This is a genomic window from Pseudarthrobacter sulfonivorans (assembly GCF_001484605.1).
GTDB lineage: Bacteria > Actinomycetota > Actinomycetes > Actinomycetales > Micrococcaceae > Arthrobacter > Arthrobacter sulfonivorans_A.
In genome coordinates, this window is the sequence record NZ_CP013747.1 from 4874371 (window position 1) to 4891412 (window position 17042).

The 17042-nt window shown below is 67.3% G+C and carries 14 protein-coding genes and 1 pseudogene; 7 read left to right on the forward strand and 8 right to left on the reverse strand.

Going from position 1 to position 17042, the window contains the following annotated elements:
* Window positions 1-11: 11 nt before the first annotated feature.
* Complete coding sequence (locus AU252_RS22190) at window positions 12-767, reverse strand: ZIP family metal transporter (protein WP_058932552.1); 756 nt, start codon at window positions 765-767, stop codon at window positions 12-14.
* Between the two features lie 160 nt (window positions 768-927).
* Between AU252_RS22190 and AU252_RS22195 the strand changes: the two genes are divergently transcribed.
* Window positions 928-1548, forward strand: coding sequence for an L-threonylcarbamoyladenylate synthase (locus AU252_RS22195; protein WP_058932553.1), 621 nt, complete (start codon window positions 928-930; stop codon window positions 1546-1548).
* A gap of 15 nt (window positions 1549-1563) precedes the next feature.
* On the opposite strand, the gene ligD is transcribed toward AU252_RS22195, so the two are convergent.
* Window positions 1564-2586, reverse strand: a complete 1023-nt coding sequence (gene ligD / locus AU252_RS22200) for a non-homologous end-joining DNA ligase (protein ID WP_058932554.1) — start codon at window positions 2584-2586, stop codon at window positions 1564-1566.
* Window positions 2587-2665: 79 nt separating this feature from the next.
* Between ligD and AU252_RS22205 the strand changes: the two genes are divergently transcribed.
* Window positions 2666-3343: an alpha/beta hydrolase family protein gene (locus AU252_RS22205; protein ID WP_058932555.1), complete on the forward strand. Its 678-nt coding sequence runs from the start codon at window positions 2666-2668 to the stop codon at window positions 3341-3343.
* 27 nt (window positions 3344-3370) lie between these two features.
* On the opposite strand, the gene AU252_RS24225 is transcribed toward AU252_RS22205, so the two are convergent.
* Together AU252_RS24225 and AU252_RS22210 are read right to left on the reverse strand one after the other, a co-directional pair.
* Window positions 3371-3514: a hypothetical protein gene (locus AU252_RS24225; RefSeq protein ID WP_167349810.1), complete on the reverse strand. Its 144-nt coding sequence runs from the start codon at window positions 3512-3514 to the stop codon at window positions 3371-3373.
* Between the two features lie 165 nt (window positions 3515-3679).
* Window positions 3680-6475 (reverse strand): ATP-dependent RNA helicase, encoded by a 2796-nt coding sequence (locus AU252_RS22210; RefSeq protein ID WP_240484254.1) that lies wholly within the window; start codon window positions 6473-6475, stop codon window positions 3680-3682.
* Window positions 6476-6570: 95 nt separating this feature from the next.
* On the opposite strand from AU252_RS22210, the gene AU252_RS22215 reads away from it, so the two are divergent.
* Window positions 6571-6831 carry a hypothetical protein gene (locus AU252_RS22215; RefSeq protein ID WP_058933108.1) on the forward strand — a complete coding sequence of 87 codons (261 nt, stop codon included), beginning with the start codon at window positions 6571-6573 and terminating at the stop codon, window positions 6829-6831.
* A 42-nt stretch (window positions 6832-6873) separates the two neighbouring features.
* Here AU252_RS22215 and AU252_RS22220 read toward each other — a convergent pair whose 3' ends face one another.
* The 3 genes from AU252_RS22220 to AU252_RS22230 all read right to left on the reverse strand — a co-directional run bounded on the left by AU252_RS22220 (window position 6874) and on the right by AU252_RS22230 (window position 12325).
* Window positions 6874-8745 carry a gamma-glutamyltransferase family protein gene (locus AU252_RS22220; protein ID WP_058932556.1) on the reverse strand — a complete coding sequence of 624 codons (1872 nt, stop codon included), beginning with the start codon at window positions 8743-8745 and terminating at the stop codon, window positions 6874-6876.
* Between the two features lie 104 nt (window positions 8746-8849).
* Window positions 8850-10127 carry an MFS transporter gene (locus AU252_RS22225; protein WP_058932557.1) on the reverse strand — a complete coding sequence of 426 codons (1278 nt, stop codon included), beginning with the start codon at window positions 10125-10127 and terminating at the stop codon, window positions 8850-8852.
* A gap of 38 nt (window positions 10128-10165) precedes the next feature.
* Entirely contained in the window at window positions 10166-12325 is a 2160-nt protein-coding gene (locus tag AU252_RS22230; protein ID WP_058932558.1) for an elongation factor G-like protein EF-G2, read from the reverse strand.
* Window positions 12326-12487: 162 nt separating this feature from the next.
* Here AU252_RS22230 and AU252_RS22235 point away from each other — a divergent pair, with 162 nt between their 5' ends.
* Window positions 12488-13069: a hypothetical protein gene (locus AU252_RS22235; RefSeq protein ID WP_058932559.1), complete on the forward strand. Its 582-nt coding sequence runs from the start codon at window positions 12488-12490 to the stop codon at window positions 13067-13069.
* Between the two features lie 151 nt (window positions 13070-13220).
* Window positions 13221-14849: pseudogene (locus AU252_RS22240) on the forward strand (DUF222 domain-containing protein).
* 65 nt (window positions 14850-14914) lie between these two features.
* Here the strand turns inward: AU252_RS22240 and AU252_RS22245 are convergent.
* Window positions 14915-15850: a 5'-3' exonuclease gene (locus AU252_RS22245; protein WP_205630603.1), complete on the reverse strand. Its 936-nt coding sequence runs from the start codon at window positions 15848-15850 to the stop codon at window positions 14915-14917.
* Between the two features lie 129 nt (window positions 15851-15979).
* Here AU252_RS22245 and AU252_RS24230 point away from each other — a divergent pair, with 129 nt between their 5' ends.
* The gene (locus AU252_RS24230) at window positions 15980-16156 is read left to right on the forward strand and encodes a hypothetical protein (protein WP_167349851.1); all 177 of its coding nucleotides are present in this window, start codon (window positions 15980-15982) and stop codon (window positions 16154-16156) included.
* A gap of 47 nt (window positions 16157-16203) precedes the next feature.
* A complete protein-coding gene (locus AU252_RS22250; protein ID WP_083510515.1) occupies window positions 16204-17019 on the forward strand; it encodes an alpha/beta fold hydrolase in 816 nt (271 codons plus the stop codon).
* Window positions 17020-17042: the final 23 nt, after the last annotated feature.

Sequence of the window (17042 nt, forward strand, 5' to 3'; positions counted from 1 at the left end):
ACGGCGGGACGTCACCCACCGAGCTGGTGGACGGTGAAGGCCGTCAGGAACCCGACGGACGCGGTCAGTCCCGTGAGGTTGTGGTGCTCTTCGAATGCCTCGGGGATCATGGTGTCGGCGAGCATCGCCAGGATTCCGCCCGCCGCGATCGCGGTAATGAAGGCGATGACGGCGTCCGGAGCGTTCTCCAGCGCCACGTATCCGAGCAGTGAGGCGAGCCCGCACATCACGGCGATGCCGCCCCACACCCCAAAAATGTAGCCGGTACTGCGGCCTGCCTTTTTCATCCCGGCAGTTCCGGAAAGACCCTCGGGAACATTGGAGATGAACACAGCCGCAAGCATGGCCGGACTGACCGATCCCGCGGTGATGAGTCCGACGCCGAGCACTATCGACTCCGGGATCCCGTCGAGGAGGGCGCCGAAGGCGATGGCCGTGCCGCTGCCCGGGCTGTCCTGCTCCGACGGTTGCTGGCCGCCTGAGCGTTTGCGGTGTTTGGCGCCGGCCCGGGTCAGGAGCATGTTCGCGCCGACGTAGACCACGGAGCCGGCCAGGAATCCGGTCACGGTGGGCCACAGGCCCCCACCATCAACCGCCTCAGCGACGAGCTCGAACGCCAGTGCCGAAATCAGCACGCCCGCCCCAAAGGACATGATCGAGGAGACTAGTTTGGACGGAATGGCCCATTTCCACGACGCGGCGGCCCCCAGCACCAGGGCGGCACCGGCCACGGTTCCCCACATCAACGCCTGAAGCCACACCGGCATGCTGCCACCTTTCGTTCGCCCCGCACATGACTCACCCTGCTGACTGAACGCATAGGCCCTGAACCTATCCTCCCTCGGCGTTGCACGCACGGCGCCGTGCCTGTCTACTGGGCCGTGCCTGTCTTCTGGCCAGGGCGGCAATTGTCGTAGGCTCAGGAGCATGGCCAGATACTTTGATGTTCATCCCCAGGATCCCCAGCCCCGCGCCATCACGCAGGCCGTGAAGATCGTGCTCGACGGCGGGCTGATCGCCTACCCCACGGACTCCTGCTACGCCCTCGGGGCCCAGCTGGGCAACAAGGATGCGCTGGACCGGATCCGGAATATCCGCAAGCTCGACGACAAGCACCACTTCACGCTGGTGTGCAAGGACTTCGCGCAGCTGGGCCAGTTCGTGAACATCGGCAACGACGTCTTCCGCGCGATCAAAGCCGTCACGCCGGGAAGCTACACGTTTATCCTGCCTGCCACCAAGGAAGTGCCGCGCCGGCTGCTGCACCCGAAGAAAAAGACCGTGGGCGTGCGCATCCCGGACAACCGCGTGGTCCAGGCGCTGCTGGCCGAACTCGGCGAGCCCCTCCTCTCCAGCACCCTGCTGCTCCCGGACGAGGAAGACCCGCTGACCCAGGGCTGGGAAATCAAGGAACGGCTTGAACACGAGGTGGACGCGGTCATCGATTCCGGCGACTGCGGGGCAGAGCCCACCACGGTGATCGACTATTCCAGCGGAGTGGCCGAGGTGGTGCGTCGCGGCACCGGCGACCCGTCCCGGTTCGAGTAACCGGCTCGAACGGACTCAGTCCTGTTTGCGGGCCCGGCTCGGCTGCACCCGCGGGGGCTCACCGGGCATCTTCGGGTAGTCCGGCGGGAACGGCAGTTCGCCGAGGCCGGCCTTGAGGTCCCGCTCCCACCAGCCCAACAGCATGTCAATGGTGCCCGGATGCGCCTTCATGTCCGCCCAGGGATCGCCTTTGGTCCTGAGCCGTTCGGGGACCGTCAGGATGGTGAAGTCCTTGGGATCCGCGCTGCCCAGTTCGTCCCAGCTGATGGGGCACGAGACCGGCGCATGGGCCAGCGCACGGGGGCTGTACGCGCCGGCGATGGTCCGGTCCCGGTTCGCCTGGTTGAAGTCCAGGAACACCTTCACGCCGCGTTCCTCCTTCCACCAGGCCGTGGTGACCTTGTCCGGCATCCGCCGCTCCAGCTCGCGGGCCGCAGCGATCACCGCGTGGCGGACGTCCAGGAATTCGTGGTTGGGCTCGATGGGAGCGTAGACGTGCAAGCCGCGGTTCCCCGATGTCTTGATGAACGTGTCCAGCCCGGCCTCCGCCAGCACCTCCTTCAGCGCCAGGGCAGCCGGGACGGCGTCGTCGAAGTCTGTGCCCGGCTGCGGGTCAAGGTCGATGCGCAGCTGGTCCGGGTTATCGGTGTTCGCTGTATGGGACGGCCACGGGTGGAACACCACTGTATTCATCTGCACGGCCCATACGGCCGCGGCGGGTTCGTCCAGGACCAGCATGGGGTGCGAGCGTGCGCTCGGAAACGTCACATTCACTGAGCGGATGAAGTCAGGTGTTCCCTTGGGCGGGTTCTTCGAAAAGAACTGGTCCCCCTCGACATTGTCCGAGTACCTCTGCAGCGCCACCGGCCGGTCACCGTTCGCGGCAATGAACGCCTCCCCCACATCCACCATGTAGCGTGCGAGGTCCAGCTTGGTCAGACCGAGATCCGGCCAGAGCACCCTGCTGGGGCTGGAAACGCGCATCTCGCGCTCGCCGTGCGGTCCCGGGACAGTGAGGGTGGTCTGTTCGCTCGCCATGGGGACAACCTACCCTGCGCCACGCGTGGCGTCAGCACCTCGGCACCCAGGGCTGCCGGTGATCCGGCATCATGGACCTATGGCCGTAGCTGAATCCCCAATCACCTTTCCCGTCGGCGACGTTGAGGTCTCCGGCGTTTACGCCCGCCCGGACAGCCCCTTCGCCACCCTGGTGCTGGCGCACGGGGCAGGCGCCGGTATGGAGCACCCGTTCATGAGCGGTTTCACCCGTGGACTGAACGACGACGGCGTTGCCACGTTGCGCTTCAACTTCCCCTACCGCGAGGCCGGCCGAAAATTCCCGGACCGACCGCCGGCAGCCATCGCCGCCTGGCGCGCCGCCATGCATGAAGCAATGCGGCGAGGAACCGAGCACGGTGATACCGGACCGGTGTGGGCTGCCGGCAAATCGTTTGGCGGCCGGATGGCGTCCATGGCAGTTGCCGAGGGAATGGACAGTGCCGGACTCGTCTACCTCGGCTATCCCCTCCACCCGCCCGGAAAGCCTGAAAAACTCCGCGACGAGCACCTCTACGGGCTCACGCTCCCCATGTTGTTCCTGCAGGGCACGCGCGACACCTTTGCGACGCCGGATCTGCTGGAGGGTGTGGTCTCCCGGATCGGTCCGTCCGCTGTCCTGGACTGGATCGCCGGCGGTGACCATTCCTTCGCCGTCGCAGGAAAGAAACGCGACGCTGCAGAGATCGGAGCGTCGCTGGCGCCGAAGGTGGCCAAGTTCATGCGGAGCCGCGGCTAACCCATCCGGCCAGCCGTAACGGCCCGGTTACGCAGCGTCCTCGTGCCACCAGCCTTCCCAGGCGGTGGAGGTCAGCCGGCCGGTGGGGAAATCGGTCTTCCCGATCCCGCCATTGTGCGGGCGGCTACCCTCTCCGTGGCCGGCGTCAAAGAGGAAGTTCAGGCTACTCAAAAGCAACATTATGTGTGTCCCTTCGTGTGGTGGTCTGGACCACGTTGTCCAAGTAGGAACGAGCCTAACTGCACGATGTTTCAGCGGGTCGACGCAACGTTTCGGGGACGTATCGGACATCTCACCTGTGCAACCAGCGAAAGAAAGGCCGCCGGCGGGCCGGCGCTACATGCGAGCTTTGGTCCGGGCCGTCGGCAGTGCCGTCCAGGGATCCTCCGGCCAGGGATGCCTGGGGTAGCGGCCACGCATCTCGGACCGCACCTGCGCGTACGGCCCGGACCAGAACGATGCCAGGTCGTCCGTCACGGCGAGCGGCCGCCGCGCGGGCGACAGCAGATGGAAGAGGACAGGAACCCTGCCGTCCACCAGCCGCGGCGTCTCAGCCCAGCCAAAGCACTCCTGCAGCTTGACCGCAACAACCGGCCGGCCGCCGTCGTGCGCGCGTGCCTGCCCAAGTGCTTCCTGCCCGGGTTCTGCCTGGTCGGACGCGGCACCATCTGACCCGGCACCGCCTGGCGCCGCTTTGTCCGAAACCTCGGGGTAGTCGATCCGTACCATCGATCCGCTCGGTACTTTCAGTGCCTCCGGTGCCAGCACTGCCAGGCGGACCGCCTCCGGCCAGGGCAGCAGCCGCCGCAAGGGCTCGGTGAGGTCGATGCTGTTGGTGGCGGCACCGCCGGCCAGTGCCTCAAGCTCGGGTGCCAGCCAGGAGTCCAGCCGGGCCAGCAGGGCCGGTTCGGAAACGTCGGGCCACGGCTCGCCAAGTTCGCGGCGCAGCAAGGCGAGGCGGCGGCGCAACACGTCGGCCGCCGTCGACCATCCGATGGTTCCCAGCCCCTCCTTGGCGAGGGCGCGGGCCACGGCGGCACGTCCGTCCTCGGCGGAGGGGCGGACGGGGGTGGAGGACAGGCTGATGGCACCCAGCCGGCGTTCCCGCCTGGCCTTCACGCGGCCCTGGCTGAACTGCGCTTCCACCGTGTCGGTCAGGAGCTGCCCGGCGGCCGCCTCGGCAATATCGGCGCTCAGCGGCGCGGCGGACCGGATCACCGCGCCGGTGCCGGCGGAGTCCCGGCCGGCGGCACGGGAGACTTCCGCCACGGCCAGCCACTCCTGCCCGGTCAGCGGACTGCCCGCCGGCAACCCAGCGCGCGTGCCGGACGACAGCAGGTACCGCGCCGGACCATCGCCCGGGACACGCCGGGCCACGCGGTCCGGGAATGCCAGGGCGACGACGACGCCAACAGCCTCCGCCGCAGTCACCGGCGCGGTACTGGCCAGGGAGGCGATGGCTGACGGGCCGACGGCGGCGGCCTCCTTCCGCGCAATGGTCTCCAGCCGACGGACGTCCTCCGCCCAGCGCCGGGCGGCGGGGTCCTTCCCGGTGCGCAGTGCGGTCAACAGCCGCGTGAGGTCGGCCGCCGGGGCCCGCTGGTCCCCCGCCACGAGTGCCACTGCTTCCGCTGCGGCGCGGTGACCTACGGCCGCTGCGCCGTCGAGCAGGGCGCGGGCCAGCCGGGGATCGGACGGGACCCTGGCCAGCGTCCGCCCCAGCGCGGTGGCGTGCCCGTCGCGGGCCAAGGCTCCGAGTTCGCGCAGCACCTCTATCGCCTCGCCCATGGCTGCCGCGGGGGGTGCATCCGGCAGCGACAGCCCGGTGCCGCCCGGTGATCCCCAGCAGGCCAGGACCAGCGCGGCACCGGTCAGGTCCGCGACCGCGATCTCTGGTGTCACATGAGCCGGCGCGGCACCATAGGTCCTCTGGTCGTAGCAGCGCACCACCCGGCCCGGGCCCTGCCGCGCGGCCCGGCCGGCGCGCTGCTCCGCTGATGCCCGGGAGCAGGAAACAGTGACCAGTCCGGACATGCCGCGGCTGGCATCACGGCGGGGTTCGCGGGTCAGCCCGGAATCGATGACCAGGCGCACGCCGGGTACGGTCAGGGATGACTCGGCCAGATCCGTGGACACGATGATCCGGGCCGGGCCGCCCGGCCGGCGCCCCGAAACGGCCTGGTCCTGTTCGGCTGGGCTGACCTGGCCGTGGAGCTCCAACACCTCAGTTCCGGGAGCAGCCCGACCGCGGAGGCGGGCAGCCACATAGGAGACCTCCCAGGCTCCCGGGACAAAGACCAGCGCATCGGTGCGCGCGTCCTGACCCACCGCGGCGGTATGGGCCTGCGCGGCTGCATCGGCCACGTGGTCGAGGAATCCGCGCGTGACCCCACGGTCATCCAACCGCGCGACGGCGGCGGGTACCCACTCCACTGCCAGGGGGTACAGCGCTGAGGGGCAGTCGACGACGGGAGCCGGCTCTCCGCCGTCGTCCGCTGTCCCTGGCTGTCCGGTCCCTGCATTCGCGGCTGCGCCCCCGATCAGGGCGGCGAAGCGGGGCGCGTCCAGTGTGGCGGACATGGCCACCAGCGTGAGGTCGCCGCGGAGCTGCCGCACTTCGGTGAGCATCCCCAGCAGCAGGTCGGTTTCGAGGCCGCGTTCATGGACCTCGTCCAGGATGACCGCGCCCGTGCTTTCCAGGCCGGGATCATCGAGCAGGCGCCGCAGCAGGATCCCCGGTGTGACAAACTCCACCAGGGTGGCGGGCCCGGCCTGGCGTTCACCGCGGACGGTGTACCCCACGCGGTCTCCGATCCGGCTGCCGTCCAATGCGGCCAGTCGCCGGGCGGCGGCACGCGCCGCGACCCGCCGGGGCTGTGTGACGACCACGCGCCGGGCGTTTCCTGCAGGCGCGGAGAGGTTGGCGAGCAGCGGCGGGACCAGCGTTGTTTTGCCGGTGCCGGGCGGCGCCTGCACCACTGCCGTACCCGCCGCACCGCCGGCGCGCAGCACAGTGGACAACTCCGCGAGCGACTCAGCAAAGGCCAGACCCGTGCCGATGGCCGCCAGATCAAAGGTGGCGGTACCAGAGATGCCGGCGGGGACGGCGGCGGAGTCGGGTGGCGTTATCACCCGTCCATTGTCGCCGCAATCCCCCACCGCCGTCAGCGCAGGTGGGCCTGGATAGGTCAGACTGGAGGTCATCGACCATGAAAGCAGGACTTCCCTTGATCAACCTCCAGCAGGACTCCGAAGGCTTCATCCGCATGAAGAGGCACTTTCCCGCCAGTGCCACCGTGACTGTCATGTTTAGCGACGGCTCCCAGGAGGAGTTCTCCGGCCGCCGGCTCAACGAGATCTACGACGACGCCCTCGCGGTGTTCCGCGCCCAGAACCAGCTTGATGCCAAGGGTTTTTCCCGTGGTCCGCAGAAAAAGGTGCAGACCACTATCGAGTTTGTCCCCGTCCGGCCCGGGATGGGACAGTAACCCGGTCCACCGCCCTCTTGCGGCCGACCCCGGCATCCTGGCTCACGGCGACGGTTTGACCACCATCGCCGAACCGCCGCCGCGCCGCAGGGGCTCGGCAACCGCGGTCATGCTCTTGCCGGGTCCAAACTCGATGGCTGTCGCGGCGCCAATTTCTGCAGCCGAGGTGAAAGCGTCACCGGCTAGTACCAGGGTATGACCGTATGATGCCAACGACTCCCCGTGTTGGTCGATGAAGCCCTGCTCGGCCGTGACATTGAGGGTGTTGCGCTGGGATGCCCGCGGGGCCGCGAGCGAGTCCAGGATGCCCATACCCAGGTCCACCCTGTTGAGGATGGTCTGCAGCACCGTAGTGATAATGGTCGATCCGCCGGGCGAACCGAGCGCCAGGAACGGCTTTTCGTCCTTGAGGATGATGGTGGGAGACATCGACGAGCGCGGACGCTTCCCCGGCTCAATCCGGTTCGGGTCCTCCGGATTGGTCGACGTATAGGAGAAGTCGGTGAGCTCGTTGTTAAGCAGGAACCCGCGGCCGGGAACCACGATGCCGGACCCGCCGGTCTGCTCAATGGTGAGAGTGTATTCCACCACGTTGCCCCACTTGTCAGCGACAGTCAGGTTGGTCGTGGAGATGTTCTCGGTGTCCTTCTCGTCTGCGGCTGCTGCAGGCGAACCCGTGCAGACGCCGTCGAACCCGGAAACATCACCGGCGGCGACGGGCTTCGGTGTCGCCGCATGCTTCGGGTCGATTGCGCACGCCCGTTCCTTGCCAAACAGCGGGTTGGTCAGCGCTTCGGTGGGGACGTCGACAAATGCCGGGTCGCCCAGGTACTTGGCGCGGTCCGCGAAGGCGAGCGCGGTCGCTTCGAGGTAGTGGTGCAGGGCGCCAGGATTCTTACCGTCAGGCTCACGCATCTCACCGAGGTTGAACGGTTCCAGGATATTCAGCGCCTCGCCGACTGTTGTGCCACCGCTGCTGGAGGGCGCCATGCCGTAAACGTCGTAGCCGCGGTACTCCACATGCGTGGGCTCCTGGTCCAGCGTCCTGTATGCGGCGAGATCCGCCGTCGTCAGGTAGCCGGGAAGGGCAGGGATGCTGGTGGGCGGATCGGTGACGGGAGGTACCCAGCTCGGGTCCTTCGGCGGAGCATGCACCGTTGCCGCCATCTCCGCCGCGAGGGGACCACCGTAGAAGGCATCTGTTCCCTTCTTCGCGAGGAGCTGGTACGTCTTGGCGAGGTCCTTGCTGTGGAAAACACTGCCGACGGCGGGAGCGTCACCGCCGGGCAGGAATAGACTCGCCGTGGCGGGGAAGGCCGAGAACCGGACTTTGTTGTCGAGTGTCTGCTGGCGGAAGGTTTCGTCCACCACGAAGCCGCGGTTGGCCACCTTGATGGCAGGTTCGAGGGCCTCGTCAAGGTCCAGCGTGCCCCAACGCTCCAGCGCCCGTTCCCATGTGGCCGGCGTTCCGGGGACGCCTACGGAGACGCCGCTCGAGACGAGCTCGGCGAATGCATAGAGGACGCCGGTTGCCGGATTCACGAACGCGGTGGTCGGCATCGTTGCCGGAGCCGTTTCCCGGCCATCGATGGTGCCCACTTTGCCGGTCTTCGCGTCGTAGAACACGAAGTATCCGCCTCCGCCGACGCCGGCGCTGTACGGCTCGGTCACACCCAGGGTCGCGGCCGCAGCGACTGCGGCATCCGCCGCATTGCCGCCGTCGCGCAGGACCTCGATAGCCGCAGCGGACGCCTCCGGGTCCACGGTGCTCACCGCCCCGCCGTACCCGGTCGCCATCGCCTCCTTCTTGATTTCCCGGGGATCAGCAAACGCGGGACCGGTCACCGCCCCACCCGTCACGCTCAAGGCCAGAACAGCCGTTACAGCAGCCAATTGACGTCGCACACTAGGCATGATCTCTCCCAAGTCAGGGTGTTGCGCAGGGTGGGTTTTCGCCACGATACTCCGCCGGGTTGGGACACTCAAGGCTCAACTTTTTTGTGCCCGAAGCCATGGCCTCAGGCCGTTGTGCCGGTTTCGGTAGTTGCTGTGTCGGTCTCGGTGGTGGCGGTGTCGGCCGGCGAGCGCCGCCGCCGGCTCGCCAGCAGGAATGGCACGGCGAACAGCTCGATCACACCGCTGATAGCCAGCGACAACGGATAGCCGTATACGTCCGCTGCCCGGCCCATCAGCGGCTGCACCACAATTCCACCGCTGGATCCCATGAGTGAATCGAAGCTGAGCACCGTTGCCCGCTGCTTTGAAGCAATCATGTCGTTCAAATAGGCCTGCCGCACCGGAGTGCCCGCCGCTGAGATCAGGGCCCACAGCACCAGCAGCAGCAACGCCACCCAAAACACACGCGTAATGCCGAGGGCCACTAGGATCAAGGCGCCCATGCTGCTGCTCACTACCAGGACCGTGGTGCGTTTGCGGACCAGGCGCCGGACCATGGGCGCCAACCAGCCGCCCACCACCTGGGCCCCGGCCACAATGCCCGCCGCGAGGCCGGCGACGGAGTAGGCACGCGGGTCACCGAAGAGCTCCAGCAGGTAGGGCTGCAGAGCATAGAAAACATAGATCCCGACGCCGGCGCTGAAAGGCGCTGCGAGCATGATGTACCGTACGGGCGGGTTTTTCAGGCCGTTGTCGATGGAGGCGGACAGCACGTCCCGGCTCGCCTTGAGCGGATGGGGAGAACGTTCCGGAGTGAAGCCCACATCGCGCATCAGCCAAAAGGCCACCCCGAACATCGCCAGGAGCACTCCAACGCGCAACAGGAACGGCACGCCGAGGTCAGTGACCTGGGCAATCACGCCGCCGGCCGTCGAACCGACGAGCATCGCGATGCCAGAGACCATCAATGCCCGCCCGAACACTGCCTCCAACTCACCGTCGTAGCCGGAGAAACGCAACGCATCCACCAGCCAAGCCTCCACGGCCCCGGAGAAGAACGTGAAGCCCAGGCCCAGCAGGACCGACACCACTGCCCAGGCCCAGAAGGGAGCGGACAACTGCCAGAGCAGGTAGTACAGGTAGGTGGAGGCAGCCAGGGTCACCGTGCCGAGCAGGAATGAGACCCGGCGTCCCCAACCGTCCGCGATGACCCCGGTAGGCACTTCGAACAGGACCATGCCGGCCGTGAAAAAGGCGTTGGCCGCGAATGCTTCCAGGTTGCTCAGCCCGGCATCCAACAGAAAAAGGGTGTTGATGCCCCAGATGAAGGAGGCGGCAAGGGTATTGCCCAGCGTCAGGGTGAGGTAGATGCGCTGGATCTTCCGCGCGGCGGCGTTCATGACGATCCGTTCATAACGTGGCGTTCATGACGTGGCGTTCATGAGCCGCTGGGCACCGGGTCATGCCGGAGGTACCGGCGCCGGAACCGGCCGGTCCCGGCAGTCAGCGCCCGCAGCTCCACAGCGTACTTCAGCAGTTCCTGGTCCGGGACTTCCGCGCTGATTTCGGTCAGCTCACTACCGGAGGTGGCCGTGCCGGTGAGCCGTCCGCGGCGTGCTGAGAGGTCACTCATCACGGCCCCCACGTGCGCCTCGGACACGGTGATGCTGACCGCGGAAACCGGCTCGAGCAGCTGGATACGACCGGCCGCGGCAGCCTCCCGGAGCGCCAGGGCCCCCGCCGCCTGGAAGGCGGCGTCGGAAGAGTCAACGCTGTGGGCCTTGCCGCCCACCAGCGTGACGCGGAGGTCCACCACGGGGAACCCGGCAGCCAGCCCTTTCTGCATCTGCGCACGCACCCCTTTCTCCACGGAGGAGATGAACGTTCCGGGGATCACCCCACCCACCGTTTTGTCGACGAATTCGAACCCGCCGCCACGGTCCAGCGGCTCCACGTCGATGTCGCAGACGGCATACTGCCCGTGGCCGCCGGACTGTTTGACGTGCCGGCCGTGGCCTGTTGCCGGGGCGGCGAACGTTTCCCGCAGTGGCGTCACGACGTCAATGGTGTGCAGCTTCACGCCCTGGTCGCGCAGCCTGTCCAGCACCACCTCGGCATGGGCCTCCCCCATGCACCAGAGGATCAGCTGGTGGGTTTCCGCATTCCGCTCAACCCGCAGCGTGGGATCGCCGGCGGCCACCTTCGCCAGACTCCGGGCCAGCGCGTCCTCGTCACTGCGCGAGTCCGCCTCGACGGCCACCGGCATCAGCGGCTCCGGCATCTCCCAGGTAGCCAGCAGGAGCGGCTGGTCCTTCGCCGAAATGGTGTCCCCGGTTTCGGCGCTTCCGAGTTTCGCCACCGTGCATATGTCACCGGCCACGCAGTGCGCGACAGGACGCAGGGTGGCGCCCAGCGGAGAATACAGGTGGGTGACGCGCTCGTCGGTGTCATGGTCCTGATGGCCGCGGTCCGCGAGCCCGTGCCCGCCGACGTGCACGGGAGTATCAGCACGTAAAGTACCTGAAAATACACGCGTCAGGCAGACCCTCCCCAGGAACGGATCAATGGTGGTGCGGACCACCTCAGCCGCCAGCGGCCCGTCCGGGTCACAGGCCAAGGCCGCCGCTGGAGCGCCCGCCAGGTCAGTCACCTCCGGGAGGCCGCCCTCCACCGGCGACGGGAAGCCCCGGGTCAGGACTTCCAGCAGTTCCGCCGTGCCGAGGCCGGTGACAGCCGAGGCCGGCACCACCGGGAAAAAGGAACCGCGGGCGACGGCGGTTTCCAGGTCCGCGATGAGGACATCGGTATCGATGTCCTCACCACCCAGATAGCGGTCCATCAGGGTCTCGTCCTCGCTCTCGGCGATGATCCCTTCGATGAGCCGGCCCCGGGCGGCTTCCGACGCCGCGCGCTCACCGGCGTCAACGTCCCGGGAACCTGCGGCCGCCTCCCCGGCGGAGTAGTCAGAGACTTTGCCCGTCAGTAGTCCCAGCAGCCCGCTGGTTTCGCCGCCGGACCGGACCGGGACGTACAACGGCAGCACCGCGTCGCCGAACGCCTGCTGGCAGGCGGCCAGGACGCCGTCGTAATCTGCCCGGGGGTGGTCCAGGCGGGTGATGACCACAGCCCGCGGCATCCCGAGGCTTTCGCATTCGCCCCAGAGCGCCGTAGTGGTGGCGTCGATGCCGTCAACGGCGGAGACAACAAAGAGGGCGGCGTCCGCAGCCCGGAGCCCCGCCCGAAGTTCGCCGATAAAGTCCGGATACCCCGGAGTATCCAGCAGGTTCACCTTGGTCCCGTCGACGAGCAGCGGAACCAGGGACAGCGTGACCGACCGTTGCTGCCGCACGGCCGAAGGGTCGGAATCGCTGACGGTGGTGCCCTCCGCGATGGAGCCTTTGCGTGAAATCATGCCGTGGGCGGCCAGCATTGCTTCGATCAGCAGGGTCTTCCCGGCGCCCGAATGCCCCACGAGCGCCACGTTGCGTACCTGTTCCGGATCTGTTGCCGCGATGCCGTGCGGAGCATCAGCCCGGCGCACCTCCGGTCCTCCCCGCCCCGGTGTCCGTGCTGCGTCCTTTGCGGCTTTCACTGACATGGGAACCTCCTGGCGTCTTTGCCATGCACCGGGCCGAATCGTGTTCTCTGATTCGACACCCTGGGGGGCGCAAGGGCAAGAGCACGCGCCGGGAGGAGGTGGCCGCAGCGGAGGATAATGGCAGCCAGAACCCAAGAGTCCGTGCCAATGTGAGGGGGTCCCATGCAGCCGGTTCCGCGCATCACAGTGGAGGTTCCCGTCCTCACGGTTGGTGCGGGCCCGTCCGACTACGAGGCGCTGGCCAGCTATGTCAATGCCCTGCGCAGGCCGCAGGGGCTGCACATGACGCTGCTGCATATCGGCATCCTGGCGGATTTTGCGCAGGACGTCACCGACTGGACCAAGGGGATCACCTCGGCCGGTGAAGCCGCCCGGCGCACGACGGGCTGGTTGCAGGGCCTGCCCGTTCTGGACGGGTTTGCGGGCACCTCGGAACAAGTGATCGTGCTGGGTGACGGCGGCATCTCCGGGCTCGAAGTGGACGTGCCCGATCGCGTGCACGACTACCAGGTGTCTCTGGTGCAGGGCCTGCATGATCTGCTGGACCGGCTCCTCGTGGACAATGTGGACGACTTCATCCTCAGCTCACCGGCACTGGGCTACCGGTACCCGCACTGGGTGCCCCATGTCGCCGTCGGCCGTCCCCTGTCGCGGGATCACCGGCCGCGGACGATTGCCCCGCTGACCCTCGTTTTTGGCCCGTCCCGGATCAGGAACGGCCGGTTCCTCACGGCGGCTGACTGAGCAGCCGGCGTGTCACAGCGCGGCACCGTTCCAGGCCCGCACGCTGCGCGAACGGACACTTGAGGCCCCACGCGAAAAACTATCCCAAGGTATTTCTCGTCACTGGCTAGAGGGGACCTTAAATGTCAGACCCTCGCAAGATGATGTGAGTATGACAAGGACAACCGCAGTGGAGGCGTTCGAGGCCATCAAGGCTTCTGTCGCTGCGCTTGCTCTGGTGATCCCTGGCGCAGGCCCCACCGGTCAAGGGGAACAGGATCCGCTGCGGCATCAGTCTGACGGCTGGCTGGACACCCTCGCGGAGGCTGCCCGGCTGCAAGCTGCCGCGGCTGCCCTGGTAGTCCACGCCGCCGCCGGGTTCGCTGACACTACGCGGGCGATGGCCTCCCTGAATTCGCTGCCACAGGGCCTCATCGCGCAGGACATGGCCGTGGTCTCCGAGGTCGCGTGCGTCTTGACGGTCAGCGAACGGACGGCCGGTGCGCTTCTGTCCGAGGCCCACGAACTGACAACCACCCTCCCGCTGACGCTGGCCGCCCTGCAGGACGGGAGCATTTCGTGGCAGCACGCCCGGGCCATGGTCGACGAAACCGCGAACTTGGACCCCGCCGGCGCCGCCGCGTTGGAAGCCCACTTTCTGGACCCCGACGTACCCAACCCTGCACAGGGCTGCCCCGCGGGGGAACTCGCGCCGTCCAGGTTCCGGCACAAAGCCCGGACCTGGCGCGAACGCCACCATCCGGACAGCATCGAAAAACGCCACACCAAAAGCGCCCTGGACCGCCGGCTGGAGTTCGCCCCGGACCGGGACGGCATGGCCTGGCTGAGCGCGTACCTCCCCGCGGACCAGGCGGCCGGAATCTGGGACCGCACCACCACGGCGGCCCGCGCCCTCCAAGGACCCCATGAGGACCGGAACCTGAGCCAAATCCGCGCCGACGTGGCCGCCAAGTGGCTCCTTGGCGGCACTGCGGAGCGCGTGACGTCACCGTCGGCGCAGGTGCTCGTGACCGTGCCGGTGTTCGCCCTCATGGGCCTCACCGACGAACCCGCAATGCTCGATGGGTAAGGCCCCATCCCGGCGTCGATGGCCAGCCGTCTGATGGCCGAAAGTTCCTCGTCGTTCCACCGTGTCTTGACTGATCCCCGCGACGGGGCGCCGCTGGAGATCGGACGGACCAGCTACCGCATCCCCGTCAGCATGCGGCAATGGCTCCGTCTGCGGGACGGGAAATGCCCGTTCCCTGGCTGCAGCAACCAGTCTCTGGACAATGAGGCCGACCACCTCCTCGCCTGGGCCGGCGGCGGCACCACGGGCATCATTAACCTCGGGCAGCCATGCCCCAAGCACCACAGGCTGAAACACACCAGCGGCTGGACACCCACTGGGGCGACCACCGACAAGCCACCCGGCTGGATTTCACCGACAGGCCGTCAGTACGCCAGCGAACAACAGGACTGGGAACCACCGGATTGGCCACCCGAAATCCTGAACCAACTATGGCACCGGGAACTTGGTCCTACCCTGCCCGGAGACTCCCTGCCGGGCGAACGGGTTGAAGGTCAGCGCCCGGTCGATCCCATGCCGGAGTGGGTCTGGCTGCAGTGGCCGCTCGACGATCCTGCCCCGGACGAGCTGCCGCATGACCTGTTCCCACCTGACGAGCTTGAACCATGTCTTGGTGCGGCCAGGCCTGAAGATCCCCTTCCGGCTTGGAGCCGGCAACAGGCACCAGTCGACGAACCATGGCCGGAGTGGGGCGTCCCTCAGATGGTCTAGCTCCTCCGGGGCTCGGCTGCGGCGTCGGGACCGGACGTTCCAGTCCGCGTATGCAGCAATCACCGCTACTGCCGGTCAAGCGCGTCTAGCAGCCGTTTGACCGAGCCTCCAAGGTTCCATTCGACGGCGAGACGCTCCAGTTCGGCGCGCGATTCCCCGTCGACGGGGTGAAGCTGCGCACCCGCTTCCTCGAGGGTGGGAAGCTTGAGGTTGCGCACAATTTTCACCACCGTTGGCGCGACCGTCAGGTAGTCTGCGGCCGCGGCGAGCTTTGACCGCACGGACGCGGATACCCCGCCTCCCCCGTCGGCGGCTGCAGCGAGCAGGTTCTCCAGTGTGCCGTACTCGCCCAGGAGCGACGCGGCGGTCTTCTCGCCGATGCCGGCAACGCCTGGCAGCCCGTCGGAGGCGTCGCCGCGAAGGGTCGCGTAATCGGCATACTGTTCGGGCAGCACGCGGTACTTCCCGACGACGACGGCGTCCGTCACGACTTCGAGGTTCCTCATGCCCCGCGCGGTGTAGATCACCCGGACCTGACGGTCATCGTTGACGGTCTGGAAAAGATCACGGTCGCCGGTGACCACATCCACGGGTAGGTCCGCGTGGCTGGCATAGGTCCCGACGACGTCATCGGCCTCGTGTTCCGCGGCCCCCACGATGGCGATGCCGGCGAGCTCGAGCACGCGGCGGATCATCGGAAGCTGCGCCTCGAGCGCGTCCGGGACGACCTCGACGTCAGGGGCATCCGACACAAGCTCGGCAACCCGGTGCGACTTGTAGGTCGGGATGAGGTCCACGCGCCACTGCGGACGCCAGTCGTCGTCCCAGCAGGCAATCAGATGCGTTGCCCCGTATTCCGTGGTGAGGCGGGCGATCATGTCCAGGAGACCGCGAACCGCGTTCACCGGCGTTCCGTCAGCACGGCGGATCGTGTCCGGCAAGCCATAAAAGGCGCGAAAGTACAGTGACGCAGTATCAAGCAGCATCAGGCGGTGTGGCATACCTGATCCTGACACGGAAGCAGCTGCCGGGCTACGAGCATTTACCAGCGACAGAACGCTCCCTTGGGGTTAGGATGCCTCTATCGGTTCAAGCAGCGGGCCAACCTTCTGTGTTTGTGAGGTTTCCCCTTGGCCGAAGATGCACCGGTAAAGACCGCACCCCGCGTGCCCTTGAAGCAGGCTTCGGACCCGCACGCGCCGCCACGTCATCACGACGACGACCGGAACGGCCCCGCCGCAGCAGCTGACCGGAAAGCTGCTCCCAACCACTATGGCTTCGACCCGGAGCACTGGCCGGGCCCCTGAGCCCGGGTGGTGTCATGCGATGAGCGCGCGAACTCCAGGCTGATGACATGCCCCACCTCAGCGTCAACGGTGTTGATCTCTACTACGAAGAGAGCGGCCAAGGGACACCAATACTAGGCGTGCACGGAACACCCAGTTCGGCTGTGATGTGGGCGGACGCCGCAACCGAACTCGCCCGGCATGGCCGCTGCATCATCTACGACCGCAGGGGTTTCCACCGCAGTGCCCCGCCGCGGCCGTTCGCGACCTTGGACCTGGTGGATCATGTCGACGACGCAGCGGCAGTCCTGGCGGCGCTCCATGCCGGGCCGGCAATCGTGATCGGCCGCAGCACAGGCGGCCTGATCGCCGTCGAACTTGCCCGCCGTTTCCCGGACAAAGTCAAAGCCCTGGTCCTCCTGGAACCGGCGTTGTTCACCATCGCTCCGGATGCGGACGCCTGGGCCCGCGGCCTGCGCCGCCATGTGCTTGAGCGCACGAACGGTCAGCCCGGGCTTGCCGCCGAGGTTGTAATCCGGGAAGCCCTTGGGGAGGCGACATGGGAGTCGTTTCCCCCCGGGCTCAAACAGATGTTTGCCGGCACGAGCCACGCTGTCCTGGCCGAAATCAACGGCCACGGCCTGGATCTCAGCGACGATGCTTTGGAACTGAACGAGGAGCAACTCGCCGGGATCCGCCGGCCCGCCCTGATCGTCTCCGCCGAGGACTCCCCCGAGGCCTGCCGGTCCGTGAACGCAAGGCTGTCGGGTGCGTTGCCCTTTACCCATACGGTTCTGGTCCCGGGCGGGCATCTCATTGATCCCGCCCATCGGGCTGTCCTGGACTTCATCGACCGCAACGCCGGACCGGACCCTTGGGCCTAGAAAGGTTGCCTTGATTCTCGCGG